This is a genomic window from Actinomadura litoris (assembly GCF_009733595.1).
Taxonomy (GTDB): Bacteria; Actinomycetota; Actinomycetes; order Streptosporangiales; family Streptosporangiaceae; genus Spirillospora; species Spirillospora litoris.
The window spans coordinates 224,217-248,223 of the sequence record NZ_WOFH01000002.1; the positions used below are offsets into that span (position 1 = coordinate 224,217).

Consider the following 24,007-nt stretch of genomic DNA (forward strand, 5'->3'; position numbering starts at 1 on the left):
GATACGAGGAGCGTGCCGGGGTTCCGCCGCGGGGGCGGCGCGACCCCGGCACGCCGCCGTTCGGGGACGGCCGCCCTTCGGGGACAATCGTGGGCGTGCGGATCGGGATGCTCGGGCCCCTGGAGGTGCTCGCGGACGGCCGCCCCGTCGAGATCGGGGGCGCCCGGCTGCGGGTGCTGCTGACGCTGCTCGCGCTCGACCCCGGCTCGGTGCTCCCGGCGGAGCGGATCATCGACGCGCTCTGGGAGGACGACGTCCCCGGGGGCGCCGCGAACGCGCTCCAGTCGCTCGTCTCGCGGCTGCGCGCGCTCGTCGGCCGGGACGCCGTCGAGTCGCGGTTCGGCGGGTACCGGCTCACCGTCCGGCGCGGGGACGTCGACGTCCACGACTTCGAGGCGCGGGTGGCCGCCGCCCGCGCCGCCGCGGCGCCCGCCGAACGCTCCGCCGGGCTCGGCGCGGCCCTCGGGCTGTGGCGCGGCCCGGCGCTCGCCGACGCCGCCGGGCTCCGGTTCGCCGACGCGCCCGCCGCCCGGCTGGAGGCGCTGCGCCGCGCCGCGCTGGAGGAGCGCCTCGACGCCGACCTCGCGCTCGGCCGGCACGCGCGGCTGATCCCCGAGCTCCAGGCGCTCGCCGCGCAGGACCCGCTCCGCGAGCCCGTCACCGCCCTGCTGATGCGCGCCCTCTACGCCGCCGGCCACCAGGCCGAGGCCCTCGCCGCCTACGACGCGGCCAAGCACGCGCTGGGCGAGGTGCTGGGCGTCGATCCGTCCCCCGCGCTGGAGGCGGTGTACCTCGCCGTCCTCCGGCAGGACGCGTCCCTGCGCCCGGCCGCCCCGGCTTCCCAGGCCGCCCCGGCCGCCCCGGCCGATCCGGCCGCGCCTCCGCCGCCGGACGACCGGAAGGGGAACCTGCGGGCCCGGCTCACCAGTTTCATCGGCCGCGACGCCGACCTCGGCCGCGTCGACGACCTGCTGTCGCGGGCGCGGCTCGTCACGCTCATCGGCCCCGGCGGGTCCGGCAAGACCCGGCTGTCGCTGGAGTCGGGCGAGCGGCTCGCCGGGCGGATGCCCGACGGGGCGTGGCTGGTCGAGCTCGCGCCCGTCGCCGACCCCGCCGAGGTCCCCGCCGCCGCGCTCGGCGCCCTCGGCGCGCTCGGGCTCCGCGGGGGGCCGCTGATCGCGGCGGGCTCCGGCCGGATGGCGGCGCCCGACACCGCCGAGCCGCTGGAGCGGCTCGTGTCCGCGCTCGCGGGCCGCCGGCTGCTGCTCGTCCTGGACAACTGCGAGCACCTCCTGGACGCCGCCGCCCGGCTCGCCGACCAGGTGCTCGCGGCCTGCCCCGGCGTGCGGATCCTCGCGACCAGCCGGGAGCCGCTCGGCATCACCGGCGAGACGCTCTGGCCGGTCGAGCCGCTGGAGCTGCCGCCGCCCTCGGCGGACGCGGCGGCGGCGCACACGCGGCCCGCCGTCCGGCTGTTCGCCGACCGCGCCGCCGCCGTGTCCCCGGGCTTCGCCGTCACCGAGGACAACGCCGGTTGGGTCGTGCGGATCTGCCGCGCGCTGGACGGCATGCCGCTGGCGATCGAGCTGGCCGCCGCGCGGCTCAGCGCGATGACGCCCGAGCAGGTCGCCGTCCGGCTCGACGACCGGTTCCGGCTGCTCAACGCGGGCAGCCGCACCGCCCTGCCCCGCCACAAGACGCTCCGCGCCGTCGTCGAGTGGAGCTGGGACCTGCTCACCGAGCCCGAGCGGGCGCTGTGGCGCCGCCTCGCCGTCTTCCACGGCGGCGCGACGCTGGAGGCCGCCGAGGAGGTGTGCGCGGGGCCGGGCCTGCACCGCGCCGACGTCCTGGACGTCCTGTCGGCGCTGGTCGACAAGTCGCTGGTGACCGTGTCCGGCACGGACGGCGGACCCCGCTACCGGATGCTGGAGACGCTCCGCGCGTACGGGCTGGAGCGCCTCGTCCAGGCGGGGGAGGAGGAGCGGACGCGCCGCGCCCACGCCGATCATTTCCTGCGGCTCGCCGAGGAGGCCGAGCCGCACCTGTACCGCGCCGACCAGATCCGCTGGCTGCCCCGGCTGACCGCCGAGCACGACAACTGCGCCGCCGCGCTGCGCTGGGCGGTCTCCGTCCGGGACGCGCCGCTCGCGCTGCGGTTCTGCGCCGCGCTCGGCTGGTCCTGGTTCCTGCGGGGGCGGCTCACCGAGGGCACCGAGCACCTGGAGGAGATCCTCGACCTGCCCGGCGTGCCCGCCGACCAGCCCACCGCGATGGCGTTCGCCCTCGCCTCGCTCACCGCGCTCGACAAGCGGCCGAACCCGGCCCCGGCCGCCACCTGGCTCCGGCGCGCCCAGGAGATCGGCGACGGGATCGACGACCGCGACCTCCACCCGGTGCTGTGGCTGATGCTGTTCATGGGCAAGATGCAGGTGGACGGCTGGAACCTGCACCCCGCCGAGGGGATCGAGCGGCTGCTGGACTCCGAGGACCCGTGGGCCCGCGGCCTCGCGAACTTCGTCCAGGGCCACATCGCCCACAACTTCGGCCGGACGCATCTGATCGAGGACTTCTTCGACCGGGCGCTCGCGGGGTTCCGGGAGGCCGGCGACCGCTGGGGGCTGTCGTTCGCGCTCACCGCGCAGGGGGAGATCCTCAGCCGCCGGGGCGAGCACGCGGGGGCCGTCGCGCGCTATGAGGAGAGCCTCCGGCTGAACGCCGAGCTGGGCCGCGAGAGCTCGTCGATGCTGTACGTGACGATGCGGCTGGGCAACGAGCTGGACCTCATGGGCGAGTCCGCCCGCGCCCGCGCGCTGCTGCTGCGGAGCATGGAGCAGGGCGGGGCGTCCCGCTCGGAGGAGACGATGGCGCTGAACTACCAGCTCGCCGAGATCGCCCGCCGCGCCGGGGACTCCGGCGAGGCGCTGCGCGGGCTCACGCTGGCCGAGGAGCTGTCGGCGGGGCTGTCCGGTCCGCCGCAGTTCCGCGCGATGCTGCTCAGCTCCCGGGCCCAGCTCGACATCGCGCTCGGCGCCGTCGAGGAGGCCCGCGCCCGGCTGGACGAGGCGGTGCGCATCGCCGTCCAGTCGCAGGACTACCCGATCCTGTCCTACGTGCTGGGCGGCCATGCCGAGCTTTGCCGCGCCCTCGGCGACGCCGAGCGCGCGGCCGTCCTGCTCGGCGCCGCCGACGGCCTGCGCGGCACCCGCGACCTCTCCCAGCCGGACGTCCTGGCCATCGAGGCCGCCGTCCGCGAGGCGCTCGGCGAGCCCGCCTTCACCGCCGCCAACGAGCGGGGCCGGTCATGGACGTTCACCGACATCGTCGAAGCCTTCGACCTGCCTCACCCGTGACGGCTGCCACGGCCACGGCCAGGGACGGGCGCGGCCACGGGCGGGCGCGGGCGGGCGCGGGCACGAGACGGAGCAGCCGGACGGCCCGGCCACCGGTGCCTCGGTTCGAGGGGGTGGACGGGCCGTCCGGCTGTCGGACGCGTCCGGCCCGGGTCGGGCCGAGCGCGCGTGGGGTCAGGCGCGCTGCTTGAAGGCGCGCAGCGACAGGGGGGCGAACACGGCGGAGATGCCGACGCCCCACGCCAGCGCGATCAGCGCGTGGTTCAGCACCGGGCCGCCGACCAGCAGGCCGCGCATGGCCTCGACCAGGTGCGTCACCGGGCTGTTGTCCATCACGGCGGCGAGCCACCCCGGGATGCCCTGGGTCGACTTGATGAACGCGGTGCTGAGGAAGCTCAGCGGGAAGATCACCACGAAGCCGAAGATCTGCACCTTCTCCGGCTCGTTGACCTTCATCGCGATGAAGACCGACGTCCAGGAGAACAGCACGGCGAAGGTCAGCAGCAGGACGAACGCGGTGATCAGCGCGAGCACGTTCGTCTCGACCCGGAACCCGATCGCGAACCCGACCGCGAGCAGGATCATCATCGACCACGCCTGCTTGGCGGTGTCGGCGAGGATCCGCCCGGCGAGCGGGGCGCTGCGCGAGATCGGCAGGCTGCGGAACCGGTCGAACACGCCCTTGGTGATGTCGGTGTTGAGCCCGAACCCGGTGCTCATCCCGGCGAACAGCGCGTTCTGCGCGATGATGCCCGGGATCACGACCGGGAGGTAGGCGTCGACGCTGCCCTCCATCGCGGGCCCGAACACGTAGGCGAACAGCAGCACGAACATGATGGGCTGGATGGACAGGTCCAGCAGCTCCATCGGGTTGTGCTTGATCTGCACCAGGTTGCGCCACGCCAGCGTGAGCACGTTGCGGACGGTGGTGCCCGGCGAGACCCGCTTGGAGAGGGTCTGCGGCGGGGTGAAGGTCGCGGTCGTCATGCCGACGCCCCCTCCTTGTCGGACGCCTTGTCGGACGCCTTCAGGTCGGTCGACCCGGCGAGCGCGTCGGCCTCGGCCTCGATGTCGTCGGTGTGGTGGCCGGTGAGGGCGAAGAACACCTCGTCCAGGCTGGACTTGCGCAGCGACAGCTCGCCGACGGTGACGCCGGCGTCGTCCAGGCGCCGCACCACGGCGGGCATCAGCTGCGGGTCGGTGATCGGCACCGAGACCATCCCGTCGCGGGCCTCCGGCTCGGCGCCGGCCATCTCGCCGACGATCCGCGACGCGGCGGCGACGTCGGACTCCTGGAGCGGCCTGACCTCCAGCACCTGGCCGCCGACCTGCGACTTCAGCGTGTCGGACGTGCCGTGCGCGATCACCTGGCCGCGGTCGATGACGACGATGTCGTCGGCGAGCTGGTCGGCCTCCTCCAGGTACTGCGTGGTGAGCAGCACGGTGACGCCGTCGTCGGTGAGGCCGCGGACGATGTCCCACAGGCCGTTGCGGCTGCGCGGGTCCAGGCCGGTGGTCGGCTCGTCCAGGAAGAGGATCTGGGGGCGGCCGACCAGGCTCGCGGCCAGGTCGAGGCGGCGCCGCATGCCGCCGGAGTAGGTCTTGGCGGCGCGCTCGGCGGCCTCGGTGAGCTGGAAGCGCTCCAGCAGCTCGGCGGCGCGCGCCCGGGACTCGCGGCGCGGGATGCCGAGCAGCCGCCCGATCAGGATCAGGTTCTCGGTGCCGGTGAGCATCTCGTCGACCCCGGCGTACTGCCCGGTCAGACCGATGAGCTGCCGGACCTTGTGCGCCTCCTTGACCACGTCGAACCCGCCGACCCTGGCGCTGCCGCCGGTCGGCTCGATCAGCGTGGCGAGGATCCGGGTCGTGGTGGTCTTGCCGGCGCCGTTGGGGCCCAGCACGCCGAGCACCGTCCCCGCTTGAGCGGTGAGCGAGACGCCGGCGAGCGCCTCGGTATCACCGAACCGCTTCACCAGGCCGTCGGCCTGGATCGCGTAGGTCATGGGATCTCCTAGGGCTTTTCTCGTATGCCGGACACTTCTCGCGCAGACGGTCTGCCAAGGTATGCGTTGCCCGGTGCGTTCCGCATCAGCTTTTTCGGCGGCACGGCCGCCGTGAGGTGCTGACTTCCAACCTCGCACGCACCACTGACAAAACGCTGAGATCGCCGTGAACCCTTCCTCCGGCTCCGCCGGGAGCGGCCGCGACCGGCCCGCGACCGGCCCGCGACCGGCCCGGAGGCACGCCCGGTGGTTCTAAACTCGCGGTGTGACGTCGGTGCGGCGCAGTCACCACCAGGACGGCGGGGGGCCGCACCCGCCGCGTCTGCGGCCGCCCGCGAACCGCGTCTCCCCCCGCGCGATGGCGCACTGGGCGATCGAGTACCTGCTGCTGTGGGGGCTGGGGTTCGGCCTCGCGCTCGGCGTGGCCGCGTGGATAGACGACTCTGGCTGGGACGCCCTGCCGGGCTGGCTGTCGGGCCGGGTCGGCTGGCTGGCCTACCTCGTCGGCGCGGTCGGCCTGCTGATGGTGACGGTCGCGCCGGTGTGGCGCTACCGCGTCCACCGCTGGGAGGTGAGCGCGGACGTCGTCTACACCCGCACGGGCTGGTTCAGCCGCGAGTGGCTGCTGGTGCCGGTCGGGCGGATCCAGACCGTCGAGACCGGGCAGGGCTGGCTGGAGCGGATGCTGGGGCTCGCCACCATCGAGATCAACACCGCGTCGCACACGGGCTCCTCGGAGGTCTCCGGCCTGCCCGTGGACGTCGCGACCCGGCTGGCCGACGACCTGGCGCACCGCGCGCACGACCTCCGCGACGACGCCACGTGACCGGGCCCGCGCAGCGCCTCCATCCGCTGACGTTCGTCGTGGGCGCCGTCCGGGAGCTGGTCGCGCTCCTGGCCGCCGGGATGACGGGCCTGGTCGTGGGCGGGCTGTCCACCGCGTTCTACTTCACGCTCGTCGGCCTGGCGTTCGGCCTGTTCTTCCACATCGCCGGGTGGGCGACGTTCACCTACATCGTCCGCGAGGACCGCATCGAGCTGCGCCGCTCCCTCATCGGACGGTCGGTCAAGAGCATCCCGCGCGACCGGATCCGGGGCGTGGACATCAGCACGTCCCTCCCGCACCGGCTCCTCGGGCTCGCGGTCGTCCACATCGACGCGGGCGCGGACGGCGGCGAGGGCGAGCTCAACGCGGTCTCCCGGCACGAGGCCGAACGGCTCCGCCGCGTCCTGCTGACCCGCACCGAGCAGCCGCGCCGCGTCCTCGGCCGCATGCGCCGCCGCTGGTACGTGTACGCCCCGCTCAGCGGCGCCTACCTGCTGACGCCCTTCGCGCTGGCGGGCAGCCTCCTCGGCACCCTCTACAACCTCGGCGACGACCTCGGCCTCATCACCCAGGAGCGGGTGGAGAGCGCCGGGCACAGCGCCGTCGGGCTGCCGACGGCGCTGGTCGTGGCGCTGGCGATCCTCGTCCTGATCGCGATGCCGGTCATGTCGGTGATCGTCTTCACGCTCTTCAACTGGGACTTCACCGTCCACGAGCGGGACGGCTCGCTGGTCGCCGAGCGCGGCCTGGTCACCCGGCGCAGCGTGTCGCTGGAGCGCCGCCGGCTGCGCGGCGTCGAGTTCGCCGACAACCCGTTCGAGCGCGCCGCCGGGGTCACCCGGCTCGGGGCGCTGATCACCGGCCTCGGCGACGCCGCGCACCGGGGGCGGCTGCTGCCCGCCGCGCCGCGCCCGGCCGCCGAGGCGCTGGCGACCCGCGTGCTCGGCGCGATCCCCGGGCCGCTGCTCCCGCACCCCACCGCCGCGCGGGGACGGCGCGTCGCGCGCGCCATGGCCCCGCCCGCCGGGGTCGCGCTGCTCGCCGTCGCGGCCGGGCAGTTCTGGGTCGCCTACGTCTGCGCGGTGCTCGCGGTGTTCGCCGTCCCGCTGGGCCTGGACCGCTACCGGCAGCTCGGGCACGCCACCGGCTCCGGACTCCTCACCGTCCGCTCGGGCAGCCTCCGCCGCCGCCAGGTGGTGATCGAGCACGGCGCGATCGTCGGGTGGCGCGTCCGCCGGACGCTGTTCCAGCGCCGCCTGGGCCTCGCCACCCTGTTCGTCGCCGTGGGCGCGGGCGAGGGCGGCTACACCGCGCTGGACATGGCCGAAGGCGACGCCGTCGCCCTGGCGGCGTCCATCACCCCGGCCTGGCTCGCTCCATTCCTGGACGCCCCGCTCCCCGTGGACGCGGCCGCGCCCTGACGCGGCGCGCCTATTCGGGGCGCCGGGCGCCGAACATGATCTCGTCCCAGGACGGGACGGAGGCGCGCTTGCCCTTGGCCTTGCGGCGGCCCCGCGCGGCCCGCGCCGCCGCCGCGGGGGTCTCCGACGCCGCGGCGGGCTTGTCCTGAGCCGGGGGGACGGCGGGCCGCCCGGCGGGCTTCTTCTTCGCCGGGGCCCGGTGCGCGGGCCGCTGCGCCGCCTTCCGCGCGGCGGGGGTCAGGTCGGCGTCGTCGGGCTTGTCGGCGGCCTCGTCCGGCCTGCCGGGCTTGTCGGCCGTCTCGGCGGCCTTTTCGGCGGCCTTGGCGTCCTCGGCGGGAGCGGGCTCGGGCGCCTCCTCCTCGACCGCTTCCTCCGCCTCGTCCTCGCCCGATTCCTCGGCCTTGGGCGGTTCGGGCTCCTCCCCGGGCACGGACTCCCCGTCGTGCTCCGCGCCGGCGGGCGGGGCCTCGGGCTCCGCCGGGGACGCCTCGGCGTCCTCCTCGGCGGCGGCGGCCTCGGCCGCCTCCTCCTGCTTCTCCTCCTCGGCGTCCTCGGCGTCCTCGGCGGCGTGGGCCGCCTCGCCGGGAGCGGCCTCGGGCTCCGGCGCGGTCTCCTGCTCGTCGGCGGCGGACCCGACGGCGGTGTCCTCCTCCTCGGCGTCCTCGCGGAGGTCGGTGAACTCCGGGGCGTCGCCGGTCTCGCCGCCGTCCACGGCCGGGCGGTGGTCGGCCGCGGCCTCGCCGAGGTCGGCGGCCTCGCCGTCGCGCGAGGACGCGGCGGCGGCCTCGCGGAGCTGGGCGGCGCCGCGCGCGAGGGCGTCCTCAAGCGACTCGGCGGGCTCGCGGGCCTCCGCGACCGGGTGCTCCTCGGGCCCGGCCGGAGGGACGCGGCGCGCACCGGCCTCGCGCAGCGGAGTCGGGGCCTGCTCAGGGGCGGGCGGGAAGGAGGGGCGCGGGTCCAGCGCGCGGCCCCGCTCGATGACGTACTCGCGCGGCTCGGCGGCGCGCAGCGGCTCGGGCCCGGCGGCCGGCTCGGGCTCGGCGGGCAGGCCGCGGTCGCCGGAGACGACCTTCATCGCCGGACGGCGCGGGACGAGCGGGGTCACGGTGTCGGACAGGGACTCCTCGTCCCACTCGACGGCGGTGAGGCGGGCGGCGATCTCGTCCAGCGGGGAGACGTGGCGGCGGCGCGGGTCGAAGACCCACTCGGCGGCGTGCGGGCGGCCGTTGTCGAAGAAGGACAGGCGGACGCGCCAGGTGTTGTCCTCGCACTTCCAGGAGTCCCACTCGGCCTCGTCGAGGTCGACGCCGCCGCGGCCGAGGCGCTCCTCGACGGTCTCGCCGAGGGGCGGGCCCGGGGTCGACTCGCCCGGCCGGCGCACGGCGACGCGCTGCGCCTGCTGCGCCATGTACTCGCGTTCCTGAAGGACCGGCCCTTCGAACCAGCGGATGCGTTCGACGGGGATGCCCGCGGACTCGGCGATCTCCTCAGCGGTCTCGCCGGACCGGATACGGGCCTGGATCTCCTTGGGACGCAAGGGACTCTCCACTTCGATCTCGAACTGGCCGAGGCGGGAGAAGTGCCCACGGACCGCGGCGCGGAGCCGGTCGTCGACGGGCAGGGTGAACCGGGTGCCTCGGCCCGCGGTGGCCAGGACGAGGTACGTACCGTCCTCGCTGACCGCGACGAGGCGCAGCTCCTGCATGCGTGTCCTTCCTGCCCTGTCCAGACGGCACGGAGGGCGCCGGACCACGCCGCCGGTGGGAAGCCCGCCTCCATCGTGCTCCCACCCGCCGGTCGTCCAGTGCCCGCCGAGGGCGCATGCGTGCCCTTCCCCCGGGTTCCCGAGTCTCTCTTTCGGACACACCTGCTGCCAGCACCGTACCCGGCATGTCCGAACATCGCCGCTCTCGAAGCCCTCCTCACGAGGCCGAAGAGGGCACCTGACCAAGCTTGCCGGGCACCGGGTCCGCCCGTGGCCGCCCTGCCTGATTCTTGTGCATCCTTTTCCACACTGTGCCTGACGTGGCCTCCCGGCTCCACCCGTTTGGCGTAGCGAGCATCACGTCCGTGTTCGGAACACCCGGATGTGGCGGTTAGTTTCCGTTCGGGGTATTTGTCGTCGATCAGACAGGGGGAACGGGGCGGATGCCGGGCAAGCTGCCGGACCTGAGCACGACGCAGCTCATCGCGAGCGGGATGGCGACGGCCGCCGCCGCGGTGGGGGCGTCGTACCTGGGCGTGTACGGGACGATCCTGGGCGCGGCCTTCATGAGCGTGGCCTCGACCGCCGGGGCCGCGGTGTGCAAGCACTACCTGGACCAGGGCCGGGAGCAGATCAAGGACCTGACGCACGTCCAGGCGTCGGCGGAGCGCAGGGACGCGGCGCAGGACGCGGCGGCGCGCGCGGTCGAGGCGGACCCGACGCGGACGGCGGTGTGGTCCGACCCGAACGCGACGCGCACGGACCTGGACCTGGACGCCGTCCGGAGGAGGCTGGACGACCCCGGCGCCACGCGCCTGGAACCCGGCGCCGCGTACATGGACCCGAACGCCACCCGGCTGGATCCGTCCCAGGCGGTCGCGGGCGACCTCGCCGGGCTCGCGGGCGAGGAGGCGGTGCGCGAGGCGGCCCGCAGGTCCGCGTGGGAGGGCACGGTGGCCTGGGCGAGGCAGCGCTGGGTGCCGCTGGTGCTGTCCTCGGCGGCGGTGTTCGCGTTCGTCCTCGGCGGCATCACGCTGTTCGAGGCGGCGTCCGGCAGCCCGATCGGCGACAAGGGCAACGGGCTGACGGTGACCAAGGTCCTCGGCGGCGGCGGCGGGCGCACCGACGAGACGCCCTCGGACGGGCCGTCGGGCAGCGAGAGGCCCACCGACGAGGAGCCGAGCGGCGGCCCGTCGGGGGAGACGCCCAAGACCGGCACGCCCTCGACCGGCACCGCGACGGACGAGCCGGTGCCGCCGCGGACCGAGCGCCCGACCGACAAGCCGACGACCACGGTGCCCACGGCGCCGACGGCGCCCGGCAGCTCCGCGCCGTCGAGCCAGAACCCCGGCGGCGAGGAGAAGCCCGGCGGCGAGGAGCAGCAGCGCAACGCGCCGGCGGAGTGAGCGCGTCAGTCGCCGAAGACCCGGGTGGTGTAGGCGTTGGCGAAGCGGCGGTCCGGGTCGAGTTCGTCGCGCAGGGCCCGGAAGTCGCCGAACCTCGGGTACGCCTTCTCCAGATAGGCGGCGTCGCGGGTGTGGAGCTTGCCCCAGTGCGGGCGCCCGCCGAAGGCGACGAGGAGGTTCTCGACGGCGCGGAAGTACTCCTCGTGCGGGGCGCGGTGGTAGACGTGGACGGCGATGAACGCCGTCCGGCGCCCGTAGGCCATGGACAGCCAGGCGTCCTCGGGCGGCAGCACCCTGACCTCGATCGGGAAGCCGATCCGCCAGTCCCTGCGGTTGAACAGGGCCCGGAGCTCGCGCAGGGCGGGGACGAGCTCCTCGCGGGGGATCGCGTACTCCTGCTCCTTGAACCGCACCGTCCGCGGGCTGGTGAACACCTTGTAGGAGGTGTCGCTGTAGACGCGCGCGCCGAGCAGCCTGGCGCAGACCCCGTTGACGAACGGGGTCGAGGCCGGCGCCCGGTGGGTGACCCTGTTGACGGCGCCGAACACGGTGTTGGACAGGAACCGGTCGTCCAGCCAGTGCTTCGCCTTGGACAGCGGGCGCGCGGGCCCCGCGACGGGGTTGTTGCGCTTGGTGAGGCACCCCTCGGTGTGGGGGAACCAGTAGAACTCGAAGTGCTCGTTGGCGGAGTCGAACTCGTCCACGCGCGCGAGCACCTCGTCCCACCGCATCGGCGCCTCCTGCGCGCGCAGCAGGAACGCGGGGACGGTCTTCCACGTGACGGCGGTGACGACGCCGAGCGCGCCGAGCCCCGCGCGGGCGGCGTCGAACAGCTCGGGCCGCTCGGCGGGCGAGCAGGTGACGGCCGACCCGTCGGCGAGCACGAGCTCCAGCGCGGCGACCTGGGACGCGAGCCCGGCGGCGTCGCGCCCGGTGCCGTGCGTGGCGGTCTGGAGGGCGCCCGCGACGGTCTGCTCCTGGATGTCGCCCATGTTGGCCAGCGCGAGGCCGTGCTCGTGCAGGACGCGGTTGAGCGTGTGCAGCGGGAGCCCCGCCTCTACCGTCACGAGGCCGGTCGCGGTGTCGACCGAGCGGACGGCGGTGAGCGCGTCGGGGCGCAGCAGCACGCCCTCGGCGACGGCGGCGCCGGTGAAGGAGTGCCCGGTGCCGGTCATCCGGACGGTCAGCCCGTCATGGGCGGCCGCGCGGACGGCGTCGGCCACCTCCCCGGCGGTGCGCGGCGCCAGCGCCCGCACCGGTTCGGCCCGCTGGTTTCCCGCCCAGTTCCGCCACGTCAGGTTGGTCTCGGGGGACATGCGCCGACTCTACTCGGCGCTTGTATGTGAGAAAAGTTCACGTTCTCGTGGCGGCGATCTCGCGCGCCCGCACCGAGCGGGCGCCCGCGAGGCCGACGACCGCCGCGACCACCGCGCAGCCGAGCGGGACGAAGAACGCCGCGTGCGCGCCCCGCGCGTCGACCACCCGTCCCGACAGCGAGGACCCGAGCGCCACGCCGATGCCGACCGACGTGGAGACCAGCGCCAGCCCCTCGGTGAGCTGCCGCGGCGGGACCAGCCGCTCCACCAGCCCGAACCCCGGAATGATCGTCGGGGAGATCGCCAGGCCGGAGAAGAACACCACGAACATCATCAGGTACAGGTCCCCGACGAGGACGGGCGGTACGAGACCCGCCGTCAGCAGCACCAGCCCCGCGAGGAACCGCCGGGACAGCGGCCTGCGCCAGTGCCGCGCGCCGTACCACAGCGCCGCCGAGCCGCTGCCGAGCGCGTAGCAGCCGAGCAGCACGCCCGCGAGCGCCTTGTGCCCCTCCTCCTCGGCGAACGCGACGCCGCTGACGTCGATCGCGCCGAACACCATGCCGAGCATCAGGAAGACCGGCGCGATGACGAGCACACCGGGATTACTGAGGATGCCGCGGTCACCGGCCCCAGGCTCGCGCGGGCGCGGCGGCGGCTCGGTGTCGCGCAGGCCCGCGAGCGCCAGGCAGCCCACCAGCGTGAAGGCCGCGGCGGCGGCGACGCCCGCCGCCGGATGGACGCCGGTGGACAGCGCCGTGACGATCATCGGCCCGGTGATGAAGATCGTCTCGTCCACGACCGACTCGAACGAGTAGGCGGTGTGGACGCGTTCGGGCGCGTCGCGCAGGACGTGGGACCACCGCGCCCGCACCCAGGCGCCCAGCGAGATCTGGGTGAGCCCCGCCGAGGCGGCCGCCGCGAACAGCGTCCACACCGGCAGCCCCGCCTGCGCGAAGACGATCAGGAGGGTGTAGCTCGCCGTGTTCGCCAGCACCACCGGGACGAGCACGCGGTGCTGGCCGTACCGGTCGGCGAAGCGCGCGGTGAGCGGTGCCCCGGCGGCGAAGCCGAGCGCCAGGGTCGCGCTGACGGCTCCGGCGATACCGTACGATCCGGTGGCGGCGGACACCATCAGGACGATTCCGATGCCCTCCATGGACATCGACATGCGGCCGACGAGGCCCGCGGCGACGAAGAGCCGGGCCCCCGGAATCGCCAGCAGCTGCCGGTACGGACTGGCCAACCGATCCTCCCCCGCCCCCCGGGGAACGGCGGCCCCGAGCCATGTTCTGCGACTTCAGCCCAATGATCACGTTACCTGGGGGGAAGAAGTGAAAAGACAGGTAACCCACCCGTAGCGATCCTCGTTGGGACATGTTGTGGCTCCTCCACCAGCACCGCGCGGCAGGACGCGTGCCGCCGTCGCGGCCATCGCCCTGCTCGCCGTGGCCACCGCCTCCGGCGGGCTGTACGCCGCGCTGACCTTCGAGGACGACAACCCGGTCCGCGCGAGCGCGCCCCGGGGCGAGGTGTCGCCCGGCGGCCCCGGCGGGCCGGTGAACGTGGCCGAGGGCGGCCAGGTGGCGCCGCTGCGCCGGGTCGTCCCGCCGGACGTGCTGGCGGTCGCGCGCAAGCCGATCTCCCCCGTCCAGGTCGCGAAGGTCACGAGGATCTCCGGGGTCCGGGACGTGGTGGCGGTCTCGGGCGGCGCCGTCCAGCTGCAGGGGCGGCAGGTGAACGCGCTCGCGGTCGACCCGTCCTCGTTCCGGTCGTGGACGCCGCCGGGCACCGCGAAGAAGACCGACCTGTGGTCGGCGCTGGAGGGCGGCCAGTTCGCGGTGTCCCCGTCCGCCGCCGACCAGCTCCGGCTCAGCCGGGGCTTCCCGTACCCGGTCGTGGCCCGCACGGTGCCGACGCTGACGATGGGCGGCTCGGGCCAGTTCGGCCTGCCCGGCATCGACATGCTGGTCGGACGGGACGCCGGGGCGCGGATGGGCCTCGTCCCCGACATCGCGGTACTGGTCAACGCGCCCGGCGCCGACCCCGCCAAGGTCGCCGCCGCGGTGACCGGGCTCCTCGGGCGCGGCACGAACGTGGTGAACCTGCACGAGGGGAGGTACCGGACGTCCGGCGACGGCGGCCGCCCCGGCAGCTACCTGGACCTGTACCGGCAGGCGGCGCGGAGCTGCCGCGGCCTGTCCTGGACCGTGCTCGCCGCGATCGGCCAGGTCGAGAGCGACCACGGGCGCGACGCCGGGCCGTCCAGCGCGGGCGCGCTCGGCCCGATGCAGTTCCTCCCGGCGACCTGGCGCGCCTACGGCGTGGACGGCGACGGCGACGGCAAGGCCGACATCACGAACCCCTTCGACGCCGTCCCGGGCGCGGCCAAGTACCTGTGCGCGAACGGCGCCGGCGGGGGAGGGGAGCGGCTCTACCGGGCGGTGTGGCAGTACAACCACGCCGACTGGTACGTGCGGAAGGTGCTCGGCCTCGCCAGGGCCTACGAGGCGCGCTACCGCTGATCGCCCCCGGGCGGGGGCATCGGCGGAGGGCTGGTTGGATGGGGGACATGACGTCGTATGACGCGTTGCTTCTGCTGTCCTTCGGGGGGCCGGAGGGGCCCGATGACGTGATCCCCTTCCTGGAGAACGTGACGCGGGGGCGGAACATCCCCCGCGCGCGCCTGGAGAAGGTCGGGGAGAACTACTACCGGTTCGGCGGTGTCAGCCCCATCAACCGGCTCTGCCGGGACCTCAAGGCCGCGATCGAGGCCGACTTCGCCGCCCACGGCGTGGACCTCCCGGTCTACTGGGGGAACCGCAACTGGACGCCCTACCTCGCCGACACCGTCCGGCGGATGAAGGCCGACGGGATCACGCGGGCGGCGGCGTTCGTCACCTCCGCCTACAGCGGCTACTCCACCAACGACCAGTACCTTGAGGACATCGCCCGCGCCCGCGAGGAGGTCCCGGGCGCCCCTGTGATCGACAAGCTGCCCGCCTACAGCGACCGGCCCGGCTTCCTCGACCCGTTCGCGGACGCCGCCAGGGACGCCCTCGGCCGCCTCCCCGGCGGCGCGCGGCTGGTGTTCACCGCGCACAGCGTCCCCCTCTCCCAGCCCAACCGCGCGCTGTACGTCGCGGAGCTGGAGGAGGCCGCGCGCGCGGTCGCGGAGAGGGCCGCCCCGGGGACGCCCTTCGACCTCGTCTACCAGAGCCGCAGCGGGCCGCCGGGCCAGCCCTGGCTCGAACCGCAGATCGACGACCACCTGGACAAGCTCCACGGCGACGGGGTCCGCGCGGTCGCCGTCGTGCCGATCGGCTTCGTGTCCGACCACATGGAGGTCGTGTACGACCTCGACGTGGAGGCCGCCGAGCGCGCCGAGGCCCTCGGCCTCGCGTTCGCCCGTGCCGCCACGCCGGACACCGACCCGCGCTTCGCGGCGCTGCCCCGCGAACTGCTGGCCGGGTCGCCGCACACAGGGACGGGGGAGCGGCCATGAGCCTGGCCGGGGAACTGCTGGAGCTGGCCACCGCGACCGCGCGGGAGGCCGGCCGGATGCTGGTCGACAAGCGGCCCCTGGAGGGGCCGGACGTCGTCCAGACCAAGTCGAGCCCCACCGACGTCGTCACCCAGATGGACCGCGCCGCCGAGTCCCTGATCATCGACCGGATCACGGCGGCGCGCCCCGACGACGGGTTCCTGGGGGAGGAGGGCGGCACCCGGGAGGGCGCCAGCGGCGTCCGCTGGGTGATCGACCCGATCGACGGCACCGTCAACTACCTCTACGACCTGCCGGACTGGGCCGTCAGCATCGCGGCCGAGTCCGGCGGCGTCACGCTCGCGGGCGCCGTGGTGCTGCCGCGCCGCGGCGAGACCTACACCGCCGCGCGCGGCGCCGGGGCCCTGCTGCACGGCCCGTCCGGGACGCGGGAGCTCCGCGTGAGCCCCTCGGTGCCGCTGGAGCGGGCGCTGGTGGCGACCGGGTTCGGCTACTCGGCGGCCCGCCGCGCGAGCCAGGCGCGGGTGCTCACCGGGGTGCTGCCCGCGGTCCGCGACATCCGCCGGGGCGGGTCCTGCTGCGTGGACCTGTGCGCTCTGGCCGCCGGACGGGTCGACGCCTACTACGAGCGCGGCGTCCAGGAGTGGGACACAGCCGCCGGGGCGCTGATCGTCCAGGAGGCGGGCGGGCGGGTCGAGGGCCTGCGCGGCGCCCCGGCCGGCCCGGAGCTGACGATCGCCGCCGGCCCCGGCACCTTCGAGGACCTCCACGCCCTCCTGGCGGGCCTCGACCCCCTCAGGGACTGAGCCCCGGAGACGCTGAGAGCCCGGGGCCACGACCCCGGGCTCCAGATGAATCGCTGGGCGTTTCGCGTCAGTCGCAGCTTGGAGCTTCCACGCCGATATCGTTGTTCGCTGCGATCCGGCGCAGTTCGTTGATCTCCTCCTGGCGGATGTCCACCAGGTAGGTGTCGCCATCTGCGTGGGCGCTGCGCAATGACGCGTACGCGTCGTCGAGGCGCTGGTGGATCATGCGTGACAACTCGCCCATGGGCCTCCTCCCGGATCGTGCCCGAGCCCTACCCAGCCTTAGGCTGAAGGTAAACCTGCTCGCCGATGCAATTTTCGCGGATCCTTGCGCCGAGCCTAGGCGGGGTCGCGGACGGCGGTCTGAACGGGTGCTTACGGGCGTCTTACGGGCTCCGTGGCATACCTGGATCCCGGGGCGGAGGCGCCCCGGCCGGAGGGGGACGCAGTGCGTGTTCTAGTCGTCGAGGACGAGCGGGTGCTCGCCGACGCCATCGCCACCGGCCTGCGCAGGGAGGCGCTGGCCGTGGACGTCGCCTATGACGGCGGCGGGGCGCTGGAGCGGGCCGGCGTCAACGAGTACGACGTGATCGTCCTCGACCGCGACCTGCCGAAGGTGCACGGCGACGACGTGTGCAAGCAGCTCGTGTCGCGCCGCTACCCGGCGCGGATCATCATGCTGACGGCGGCGGGCGAGCTGGACGACCGGGTCGAGGGCCTGTCCATCGGCGCCGACGACTACCTGGCCAAGCCGTTCGCGTTCGCCGAGCTGATCGCCCGGGTGCGGGCCCTCGGCCGGCGCGCCGCCGCGCCGCTGCCGCCGGTGCTGGAGCGCGCCGGGATCACCCTCGACCCGGCCCGCCGCGAGGTGCACCGCGACGCGCGCCCGGTGGAGCTGACCCGCAAGGAGTTCGCCGTGCTGGAGGTGCTGCTGAGCGCGGACGGGGCGGTCGTCAGCTCCGAGCAGCTCCTGGAGAAGGCGTGGGACGAGCACATCGACCCCTTCACCAACGTCGTGCGCGTCACGATGATGACGCTGCGCAAGAAGCTGGGCGACCCGCCGGTGATCGAGACCGTGCCCGGCGTGGGGTACCGGCTGTGAGCCCCGGCTCCGCGCCCCGAGGCCGCCCCGAGGGGCCGGACGAGACGCCCGGCGCGTCCGTCCCCGGGGCCGGCCCCGAGCCCTTCCCCGAGGCCGCCTCGCCCGCCGCCGAGCCCAACAGGGGCGAGCCCGGCAAGGGCGCCCCGGAGCGGCCGGAACCGAACACCTCCCGCGCCGACGAGGCGTCCGGCGACGACCATGTCGCGGGCGCCGGGCACACGCGGGCGGCCCCTCTCGGCGGGCGGCGCGGGCAGCCGTGGCGGCGGCCGGGCCCGCAGCAGTTCCCGCAGCCGAGCCAGGGCGCCAAGGGCGTGTGGCGCACCGAGGGCGGCTCGTTCGCGACCGACCTGAAGGCGCTGCCGAGCCGGATGAGCGTCCGGCTGCGGCTGACGCTGCTGTACGGGCTGCTGTTCTTCATGGCGGGCGCGCTGCTGCTGTTCGTGATGTCGATCCTGGTCGCCAACATCCTCGGCGGCGTCAAGGTCGTCGGGTTCGGGATCAACGACCCGGAGACGGCCGCCGAGGTGCAGCACCAGTTCGTCGAGCAGACGATGAAGCAGCTCGTCGGGCGGTCGCTGGTCGCGCTCGGCGGGGTCGGGATCATCACGCTCGTGCTCGGCTACTTCGTCGCCGACCGGGCGCTCAGCCCGCTCCAGCGGGTCACCGCGACGGCGCGCCGCCTGTCGGAGAGCACCCTGCACGAGCGGATCGCGCTGGAGGGCCCCGACGACGAGATCAAGGAGCTGGCCGACACCTTCGACGCGATGCTGGAGCGGCTCGGGCAGGCGTTCGACTCCCAGCGAAGATTCGTCGCCAACGCCTCGCACGAGCTGCGGACCCCGCTCGCGATCAACCGGACGCTGCTGGAGGTCGCGCTCGGCGACCCCGAGGTGTCCGACGACCTGCGCGCGGTCGGCCGGACGCTGCTGGCCACCAACGCCCGGCACGAGCGGCTCATCGAGGGGCTGCTGCTGCTCGCCCGCAGCGAGCGGGAGCTGACCACCCGCACCCCCGTCGACCTCGCCGAGGTCGCCGCGACCGTGCTGGAGCACTCCGCCCGCCGCGACCACGACAACGACGTGTCCGTCCACCCGGAGCTGACGTCGGGGACGGCGCTCGGCGACCCGGTGCTGCTGGAGCACCTGGTGTCCAACCTCGTCGAGAACGCGGTCAAGCACAACGAGGACGTCGGCGAGCTGTGGATCCGCACCGGCCTGCTGGAGGGCTGGGCCACCGTCCAGGTCGAGAACACCGGGCCCGCCGTCCCCGCCTACGAGGTGGAGCGGCTGTTCGAGCCGTTCCGGCGGCTGAACGCCGACCGCGTCGAGTCCGCCAAGGGCGCGGGACTCGGGCTCTCGATCGTCCGCTCGGTGGTGCTCGCGCACCGGGGCGCGGTGTACGCGGCGCCGCGTCCGGGCGGCGGGCTGATCGTCACCGTCCGCCTGCCGCCCGGCTGACCCGCCCGCCCGGCCCGCCTTCCGGGTTCTACTTGAGGGCGGCGGTCGCGAGGGTCGGGTCGCCGTCGAAGTCGAGCTCCAGCCCCACGTACCTGTCGCTGCGCTGGGCGGCGCGTCCGAGCTCGGCGAGGGGGATCAGCGCCATGTCGTCCAGCGCGACCTTCTCGGCCTGCTTGTAGAGGTCGGCCCGCGGCCCCTCCGGGACGGTCCGCACCGCCCGGTACATCAGGTCGTCGAAGCGGGTGTTCTTGTAGCCGGCGAGGTTGTAGAAGGAGTTCTCCTCCGTGGCGACCCCCGTGCTGCCCAGCAGGCTCCACAGCATCGTGTAGGGCGTCGGGTAGTCGGGCGACCAGGCGAAGAACGCCAGGCCCGACGCGTCCTTCGCGACGACGTTCTTGCGGTAGGCCGGGAAGTCCGAGGACCGCTGCTCGATCTCCCAGCCGAGCGTCCGCTCCAGCTGGGCGGCGACGACCGTCCCGAGGCGCTGGTAGGCGGGCAGGTTCTGCATGTAGAGGCGGACCTTCGTCCCCGGCTTCAGCCCCGCCTGCGCCGCGAGCTCCTTGGCCTTCGCGGGATCGGAGGCGTCGCATGACGGGCACACCCCCGGCTTCCCGAACCCGGGCAGCGCCGCCGGCACCACCCCGTGCGCCGGGCGGCTCACCCCGCCGAGCGCCTTGCCGATCTCGTCGCGGTCGAGGGCGTAGGACACCGCGAGCCGCGCCTCCCTGGACGACATCGCGCCCCGCGCGGTGATCGGCACCAGCATCCGCGCGGACGGCAGGAACCGCGTGGTCACGTTGGGCTGCCCCGCGGCCACCGGGTCGTCGTTGCCGAGCGGGCTCCACCCGACCTGGCCCGCGGCGAAGGCCGCGCGCCCGGCGGCGGTGTCGGAGTCCAGCCGGACGGTCACCTGGTCGAGCCGCGCCTGCCCGAACGCCCACGCGGTGTTGCGGGCCAGCGTGACCGACTTGCCCTTGGCGTAGGAGGCGACCTTGAACGGGCCGTTGCCGACGGGCTCCATGTTGTAGGTCGCGTTGTCGGCCTTGCCCGCGCTCACCGGGACGGGCGCGAACACCGGATCGGCGAGCCGCGCGGGGAAGTCGCAGTTCGGCGAGGTCAGCGTGACCACGAGGCCGCCGCCGCCGGTGACCTTGACCCCCGAGAACTCCGCCGCCTTGCCCGCCGAGACCAGCGCGTACCCGTCGATGTCGGCCATCAGCAGCGGCGAGTCCCCGGTCGTGACCGAGGCGGCGCGGGCCCAGCCGCGCGCGAACGCCTGCGCGTCGACCGGCGTGCCGTCGCTGAACCGCGTCCCCTCCTTGAGGGCGATCGTCCACGTCTTGCAGGTCGCGTCGGGCTGGACCGAGAGTGCGAGCCGGTTGCGGACGCTGCCGTCGGTGGCCGTCTCGGTCAGGCCGGTGAACAGCTGCTTTCCCAGGAAGCGCGCGGTGCCCGAGATGCTGTGCGAGGGGTCGATCTCCGAGCCGGTGCCGAGATCGCCGCGGGCGGCCACGGCCAGGGTGCCGCCCGTCCGGCCGAGCGGGGCGGGGTCGCGGTCGCCGTCGCCGCTCATCCGCACGGCGATCACCGTGCCGGTGACGACCAGCGCGACCAGCGCCGCGCCGCCCGCCCCGGCGAGCACGCCGATGCCGCGCCGCCGCTTCCCGCCGCCCGTCCTGTTCGGCTTTCGCGGGGACGGGTCTCCGAAGGGCGAGGTCGGCCCGCCGGAGGACGCCCCGTTCGACGGCCACGTGGGCCCGCCGGGCACCTGCCCCTGGAGCCCCGGCGCGGGCGCCATCGCCGGGGCGTGCGGCGCCATCACCGGTGCGGGCCCCGGGGGAGGAGGCGGGAACGGGGGCGGCAGCGGTGCGGGCGGGGCGTGCGACCCCGCCGACAGCCCCGCCGACTCGGCGGCGGCCTCGGCGCCCTGGTTGAGGATCGTGCTGTCGTGGGGCTCCCCGGCGTCCCCGGCCCCGGACGCGGCGCCCGGCTCCGGCAGGCTCCCCGCGAGCCGCAGCAGGTACGCCAGGACGTGCTGCGACTGCGGCCGCAGCGCCGGGTCCTTGGCGAGGCACCCGGCGACGAGCCCGCGCAGCGGCTCGGCGAGCGCCCCGAGGTCGGGCGGCATGTTGAGGATGCGGTGCATCACCGCGGGGATCGAGTCCTGCCCGAACGCCGGGCGCCCCGACGAGGCGTAGGCCATCGTCGCCGCCCACGCCCACACGTCCGCGGGCGGCCCGACCCGGGCGCCGGAGATCTGCTCGGGGGACATGTAGGCGGGGGTGCCGATGGCGGTGCTCGACAGCGTGCCGGTGGCGTCCAGCGCCCGCGCGATCCCGAAGTCGATCACGCGCGGGCCGTCCGGGGCGAGCAGCACGTTGGCGGGCTTGAAGTCGCGGTGCACGACCCCGGCCTGGTGGATCGCGGCGAGCGCGGTCATCGTGCCGATCGCGACGCGGTCCAGGTCGGCGCCGGTGCGCGGGCCCTCGGCCGCGAGCACCTCCGACAGCGAGGGGCCGTCGATGAACTCGCTGACGATGTAGGGCCGGTCGCCCTCCACGTCGGAGTCCAGGACGCGGGCGGTGCAGAACGGCGAGACGCGCTTGGCCACCGCCACCTCGGCCGCGAACCGGGACCGGGCCTTGGCGTCGCCGCTGAACCGCGCGTGCAGCAGCTTCACCGCGACGCGGTGGCCCGGTTCGTCCTCGGCGAGGAACACCGTCCCCTGCCCGCCCTCGCCGAGCAGGCCGGTCAGCCGGTAGGGCCCGAGATGGGCCGGATCACCCGCGCGGAGAGGGGCGACCTCTGCCATCTGTGTCCTTTCCGGTGGCCGCTACCTGGGTCCCCCGGCCCGCCGTGGGACGTTCCCACGGCGGGCCGGCCCCGTCACGACTTGCTGACGTACCCGTACGCGGACGCGCTGGCGTCGGACCGGTTCGTCCGCCACTCCCACCGCACCGACGAGCTGCCGGACTGGATGAAGGTGATGTAGCCCGGCGCGCACTGCGACGTGGACATCCCCGACATCGGGGTCTCCTGGTACTCGACCCGGCTGCTGCTCTCGCTGCCCGACAGCAGCGACAGCCGCGTGATGCAGGTGGGGGTGCTGGTGTAGGTGTAGCGGGCGGTGCCGAAGGTGCGCAGCAGCGCGAACCGCACCTGGAAGCTCGACCGGCCCGTCCCGGCGCCCGGCTGGAGGCCGGTGCCCGAGTAGGTGCCGAGCAGCCCGCCCGTCGAGGACGGCGACGGGAGGTCGGTGCTGGTGGAGGTGGGGAAGCCGGTGCCGGGCGAGTAGGTCGGGTAGAACGGGTCGGCCTTGTCGTCGTCCCCGGCCGCGACGACCACGATGACCACTATCACGACGATCACGATCAGCGCGAGCACGCCGCAGCCGATCGCGATGACCGGCCCGGCGCTGGAGCGGCGCGGCGGCGCCCCGTAGGAGGGGGGCGGCGGCATCGCGCCGCCGCCGATCGGCGGCGGCGGGCCCGGCGCGTTCGGCATCCCCCCGCCCTGGTACATCGGCATCGGCGGGGGAGTGATCGGCTGCGGCGGCGGGGTGTGCGGCCCCGGCATCGGCCCCTGGTGCATCGCCCCCTGGTTCATCGGCATCGGGGGCGGGGTGATCGGCTGCGGCGGCGGCGTGTGCCGCGCGGGCGGCACCGGCGGCGGCGCGGGCAGCTGCGCGGCGATCCGGGTGCCCTGGTTGAGCAGGTCCTCCTGGCCCGCACCCGGGTTCGCGGGCGCGGCGCCGACGTGGCCGAGCAGGTGCAGCAGCAGCTGCGCGGCGGGCGGCCGCAGGCCCGCGTCCTTGGACAGGCAGCGCCCGATCAGGTCGCGGAGCGTTCCGGCGGGCAGCGCCGACAGGTCCGGCTCCTCGTTGAGGATCCGGTTGATGATGACCGGCAGCGTGTCGGCCTCGAAGGGGGACTGCCCGGTGGCGGCGAACACCATCGTCGCGGCCCAGGCGAAGATGTCCACGGCCGGGGTGAGCGGGGCGCCGGTGAGCTGCTCGGGCGCGAGGTAGCCGGGGGTGCCGACGACCATCCCGGTGGCGGTGACCGCGCTCTCCTGCGAGTTCACCGTCCGGGCGATGCCGAAGTCGACGACGCGCGGGCCGTCGGAGGCGAGCATGACGTTGTTGGGCTTGAAGTCGCGGTGGACGATCCCGGCCTCGTGGATCGCCGCGAGCGCCGTCACCGTGCCGATCGCCAGCCGCTCCAGCTCGGCGGCGCCGCGCGGCCCGTTGTGCGCGACGACGTCGTGCAGCGAGGGGCCGTCGATGAACTCGCTGACGACGTAGGGCTGGTCGCCCTGGACGTCGGCCTCCAGGACGCGGGCCGTGCAGAAGGGCTCGACCTTCTGCGCCGCCGACACCTCGCGGGTGAACCGGGCGCGCGCCGCCGGGTCGTTCGCCATCTGGGCGTGCAGCAGCTTGACGGCGACATAGCCGCCGTTCGGCGCCTTTCCGAGAAAGACGGCGCCCTGCCCCCCGGCGCCGAGCCGTCCGACGACCTCGTACTGTCCCAGTGCCCTAGGATCGCCTGGCTCCAGCGGAGCGGCATCCGGCATCTGACCCTCCAGTGACCCGCGGTGATGTTCCGCGATAGTGTGCGCCGGACCCCGCCGTGGGGTCGCGTCCGACGATCGCCGGACGGCCCCCGCTGGGGGCCCGCCCCCAAACCTCAGGCGGGCACGATATCGCGTTAGTTCAGACGTTTCACCGACGTGTCCGGTTCAGACGCCGACCGGTCGTCTTCGGGGTGCGCGGGTGGAGCCGCTCCCGGGGGCGCCGCCGGGCCGCCGTCCGGCCGCCGCCGGGGCCGCGCCGGGGCGACCGGGAGCGGGGGTGCCGGGTCGGCGCGCACGGGCGGCGCGGGACCGATATGATCCCCGCCGCCGCCGTGTCGCGGTGGGCGCCCCTGTGCGGGAACGATGCGGTGACAATCTGCCGGGTATGTGACAGAAGACACAGTATGAGGAAGAGCTCCGGGTGATAGGTGTCACTCGTGGGAACGGTCGCGCCTCGTGTGTCGCAGGTCACCAACCGTGACAGAATTTCCCGCCCGGATCGGGCACAAGAACGGTCCCCCGAGCGTTAGTTCCGCGC

The 24,007-nt window shown here is 74.7% G+C and carries 17 protein-coding genes; 9 read left to right on the plus strand and 8 right to left on the minus strand.

The window, feature by feature from the left end:
* Window positions 1–95: 95 nt before the first annotated feature.
* Window positions 96–3,350 carry an AfsR/SARP family transcriptional regulator gene (locus GNZ18_RS05470; RefSeq protein WP_312874315.1) on the plus strand — a complete coding sequence of 1,085 codons (3,255 nt, stop codon included), beginning with the start codon at window positions 96–98 and terminating at the stop codon, window positions 3,348–3,350.
* Window positions 3,351–3,524: 174 nt separating this feature from the next.
* On the opposite strand, the gene GNZ18_RS05475 is transcribed toward GNZ18_RS05470, so the two are convergent.
* Both GNZ18_RS05475 and GNZ18_RS05480 read right to left on the minus strand, forming a co-directional pair.
* On the minus strand, window positions 3,525–4,337 hold the full coding sequence (locus tag GNZ18_RS05475) for an ABC transporter permease (protein WP_156215004.1): 813 nt from the start codon (window positions 4,335–4,337) through the stop codon (window positions 3,525–3,527).
* Window positions 4,334–5,353, minus strand: a complete 1,020-nt coding sequence (locus GNZ18_RS05480) for an ATP-binding cassette domain-containing protein (RefSeq protein ID WP_156215005.1) — start codon at window positions 5,351–5,353, stop codon at window positions 4,334–4,336. The genes GNZ18_RS05475 and GNZ18_RS05480 overlap by 4 nt, the downstream gene beginning before the upstream one ends.
* Before the next feature lie 265 nt (window positions 5,354–5,618).
* Between GNZ18_RS05480 and GNZ18_RS05485 the strand changes: the two genes are divergently transcribed.
* The gene (locus GNZ18_RS05485; protein ID WP_242886607.1) at window positions 5,619–6,179 is read left to right on the plus strand and encodes a PH domain-containing protein; all 561 of its coding nucleotides are present in this window, start codon (window positions 5,619–5,621) and stop codon (window positions 6,177–6,179) included.
* Window positions 6,176–7,600 carry a PH domain-containing protein gene (locus GNZ18_RS05490; protein ID WP_312874316.1) on the plus strand — a complete coding sequence of 475 codons (1,425 nt, stop codon included), beginning with the start codon at window positions 6,176–6,178 and terminating at the stop codon, window positions 7,598–7,600. Before GNZ18_RS05485 ends, GNZ18_RS05490 begins: the two co-directional genes overlap by 4 nt.
* A 10-nt stretch (window positions 7,601–7,610) precedes the next feature.
* Here GNZ18_RS05490 and sepH read toward each other — a convergent pair whose 3' ends face one another.
* Window positions 7,611–9,305 carry a septation protein SepH gene (gene sepH, locus GNZ18_RS05495; RefSeq protein ID WP_156215006.1) on the minus strand — a complete coding sequence of 565 codons (1,695 nt, stop codon included), beginning with the start codon at window positions 9,303–9,305 and terminating at the stop codon, window positions 7,611–7,613.
* A 443-nt stretch (window positions 9,306–9,748) separates the two neighbouring features.
* On the opposite strand from sepH, the gene GNZ18_RS05500 reads away from it, so the two are divergent.
* Window positions 9,749–10,711, plus strand: coding sequence for a hypothetical protein (locus GNZ18_RS05500; RefSeq protein ID WP_156215007.1), 963 nt, complete (start codon window positions 9,749–9,751; stop codon window positions 10,709–10,711).
* A gap of 5 nt (window positions 10,712–10,716) precedes the next feature.
* Here the strand turns inward: GNZ18_RS05500 and GNZ18_RS05505 are convergent, their stop codons facing one another.
* The gene (locus GNZ18_RS05505) at window positions 10,717–12,027 is read right to left on the minus strand and encodes a D-arabinono-1,4-lactone oxidase (RefSeq protein ID WP_156215008.1); all 1,311 of its coding nucleotides are present in this window, start codon (window positions 12,025–12,027) and stop codon (window positions 10,717–10,719) included.
* 37 nt (window positions 12,028–12,064) lie between these two features.
* Window positions 12,065–13,273 carry an MFS transporter gene (locus GNZ18_RS05510; protein ID WP_156215009.1) on the minus strand — a complete coding sequence of 403 codons (1,209 nt, stop codon included), beginning with the start codon at window positions 13,271–13,273 and terminating at the stop codon, window positions 12,065–12,067.
* A gap of 124 nt (window positions 13,274–13,397) precedes the next feature.
* Between GNZ18_RS05510 and GNZ18_RS05515 the strand changes: the two genes are divergently transcribed.
* Genes GNZ18_RS05515 through GNZ18_RS05525 form a run of 3 tightly spaced genes read left to right on the plus strand, consistent with a single transcriptional unit; the run spans window position 13,398 to window position 16,338 of the window.
* Window positions 13,398–14,552 (plus strand): lytic transglycosylase domain-containing protein, encoded by a 1,155-nt coding sequence (locus GNZ18_RS05515; protein WP_156215010.1) that lies wholly within the window; start codon window positions 13,398–13,400, stop codon window positions 14,550–14,552.
* A 47-nt stretch (window positions 14,553–14,599) separates the two neighbouring features.
* Window positions 14,600–15,532, plus strand: coding sequence for a ferrochelatase (locus GNZ18_RS05520; protein WP_156215011.1), 933 nt, complete (start codon window positions 14,600–14,602; stop codon window positions 15,530–15,532).
* Window positions 15,529–16,338, plus strand: a complete 810-nt coding sequence (locus GNZ18_RS05525) for an inositol monophosphatase family protein (RefSeq protein ID WP_156215012.1) — start codon at window positions 15,529–15,531, stop codon at window positions 16,336–16,338. Before GNZ18_RS05520 ends, GNZ18_RS05525 begins: the two co-directional genes overlap by 4 nt.
* A gap of 67 nt (window positions 16,339–16,405) precedes the next feature.
* On the opposite strand, the gene GNZ18_RS40735 is transcribed toward GNZ18_RS05525, so the two are convergent.
* On the minus strand, window positions 16,406–16,582 hold the full coding sequence (locus GNZ18_RS40735; protein ID WP_173390660.1) for a hypothetical protein: 177 nt from the start codon (window positions 16,580–16,582) through the stop codon (window positions 16,406–16,408).
* A gap of 204 nt (window positions 16,583–16,786) precedes the next feature.
* Between GNZ18_RS40735 and GNZ18_RS05530 the strand changes: the two genes are divergently transcribed.
* Both GNZ18_RS05530 and GNZ18_RS05535 read left to right on the plus strand, forming a co-directional pair.
* The gene (locus GNZ18_RS05530; protein ID WP_214618754.1) at window positions 16,787–17,440 is read left to right on the plus strand and encodes a response regulator transcription factor; all 654 of its coding nucleotides are present in this window, start codon (window positions 16,787–16,789) and stop codon (window positions 17,438–17,440) included.
* On the plus strand, window positions 17,437–18,897 hold the full coding sequence (locus tag GNZ18_RS05535; protein WP_312874317.1) for a sensor histidine kinase: 1,461 nt from the start codon (window positions 17,437–17,439) through the stop codon (window positions 18,895–18,897). The genes GNZ18_RS05530 and GNZ18_RS05535 overlap by 4 nt, the downstream gene beginning before the upstream one ends.
* Before the next feature lie 28 nt (window positions 18,898–18,925).
* Here GNZ18_RS05535 and GNZ18_RS05540 read toward each other — a convergent pair whose 3' ends face one another.
* Together GNZ18_RS05540 and GNZ18_RS05545 are read right to left on the minus strand one after the other, a co-directional pair.
* Entirely contained in the window at window positions 18,926–21,709 is a 2,784-nt protein-coding gene (locus GNZ18_RS05540) for an ABC transporter substrate-binding protein (protein ID WP_156215013.1), read from the minus strand.
* A gap of 74 nt (window positions 21,710–21,783) precedes the next feature.
* Window positions 21,784–23,469, minus strand: coding sequence for a serine/threonine-protein kinase (locus tag GNZ18_RS05545; protein WP_156215014.1), 1,686 nt, complete (start codon window positions 23,467–23,469; stop codon window positions 21,784–21,786).
* Between the last annotated feature and the right edge of the window lie 538 nt (window positions 23,470–24,007).

Excerpts from the sequence above, each read along its gene's own strand:
- GNZ18_RS05475 (WP_156215004.1), bottom strand. The coding sequence starts at position 4,337 with ATGACGACCGCGACCTTCACCCCGCCGCAGACCCTCTCCAAGCGGGTC.
- GNZ18_RS05480 (WP_156215005.1), bottom strand. The coding sequence starts at position 5,353 with ATGACCTACGCGATCCAGGCCGACGGCCTGGTGAAGCGGTTCGGTGAT.
- sepH (WP_156215006.1), bottom strand. The coding sequence starts at position 9,305 with ATGCAGGAGCTGCGCCTCGTCGCGGTCAGCGAGGACGGTACGTACCTC.
- GNZ18_RS05500 (WP_156215007.1), top strand. The coding sequence starts at position 9,749 with ATGCCGGGCAAGCTGCCGGACCTGAGCACGACGCAGCTCATCGCGAGC.
- GNZ18_RS05505 (WP_156215008.1), bottom strand. The coding sequence starts at position 12,027 with ATGTCCCCCGAGACCAACCTGACGTGGCGGAACTGGGCGGGAAACCAG.
- GNZ18_RS05520 (WP_156215011.1), top strand. The coding sequence starts at position 14,600 with ATGACGTCGTATGACGCGTTGCTTCTGCTGTCCTTCGGGGGGCCGGAG.
- GNZ18_RS05525 (WP_156215012.1), top strand. The coding sequence starts at position 15,529 with ATGAGCCTGGCCGGGGAACTGCTGGAGCTGGCCACCGCGACCGCGCGG.
- GNZ18_RS40735 (WP_173390660.1), bottom strand. The coding sequence starts at position 16,582 with ATGGGCGAGTTGTCACGCATGATCCACCAGCGCCTCGACGACGCGTAC.
- GNZ18_RS05540 (WP_156215013.1), bottom strand. The coding sequence starts at position 21,709 with ATGGCAGAGGTCGCCCCTCTCCGCGCGGGTGATCCGGCCCATCTCGGG.
- GNZ18_RS05545 (WP_156215014.1), bottom strand. The coding sequence starts at position 23,469 with ATGCCGGATGCCGCTCCGCTGGAGCCAGGCGATCCTAGGGCACTGGGA.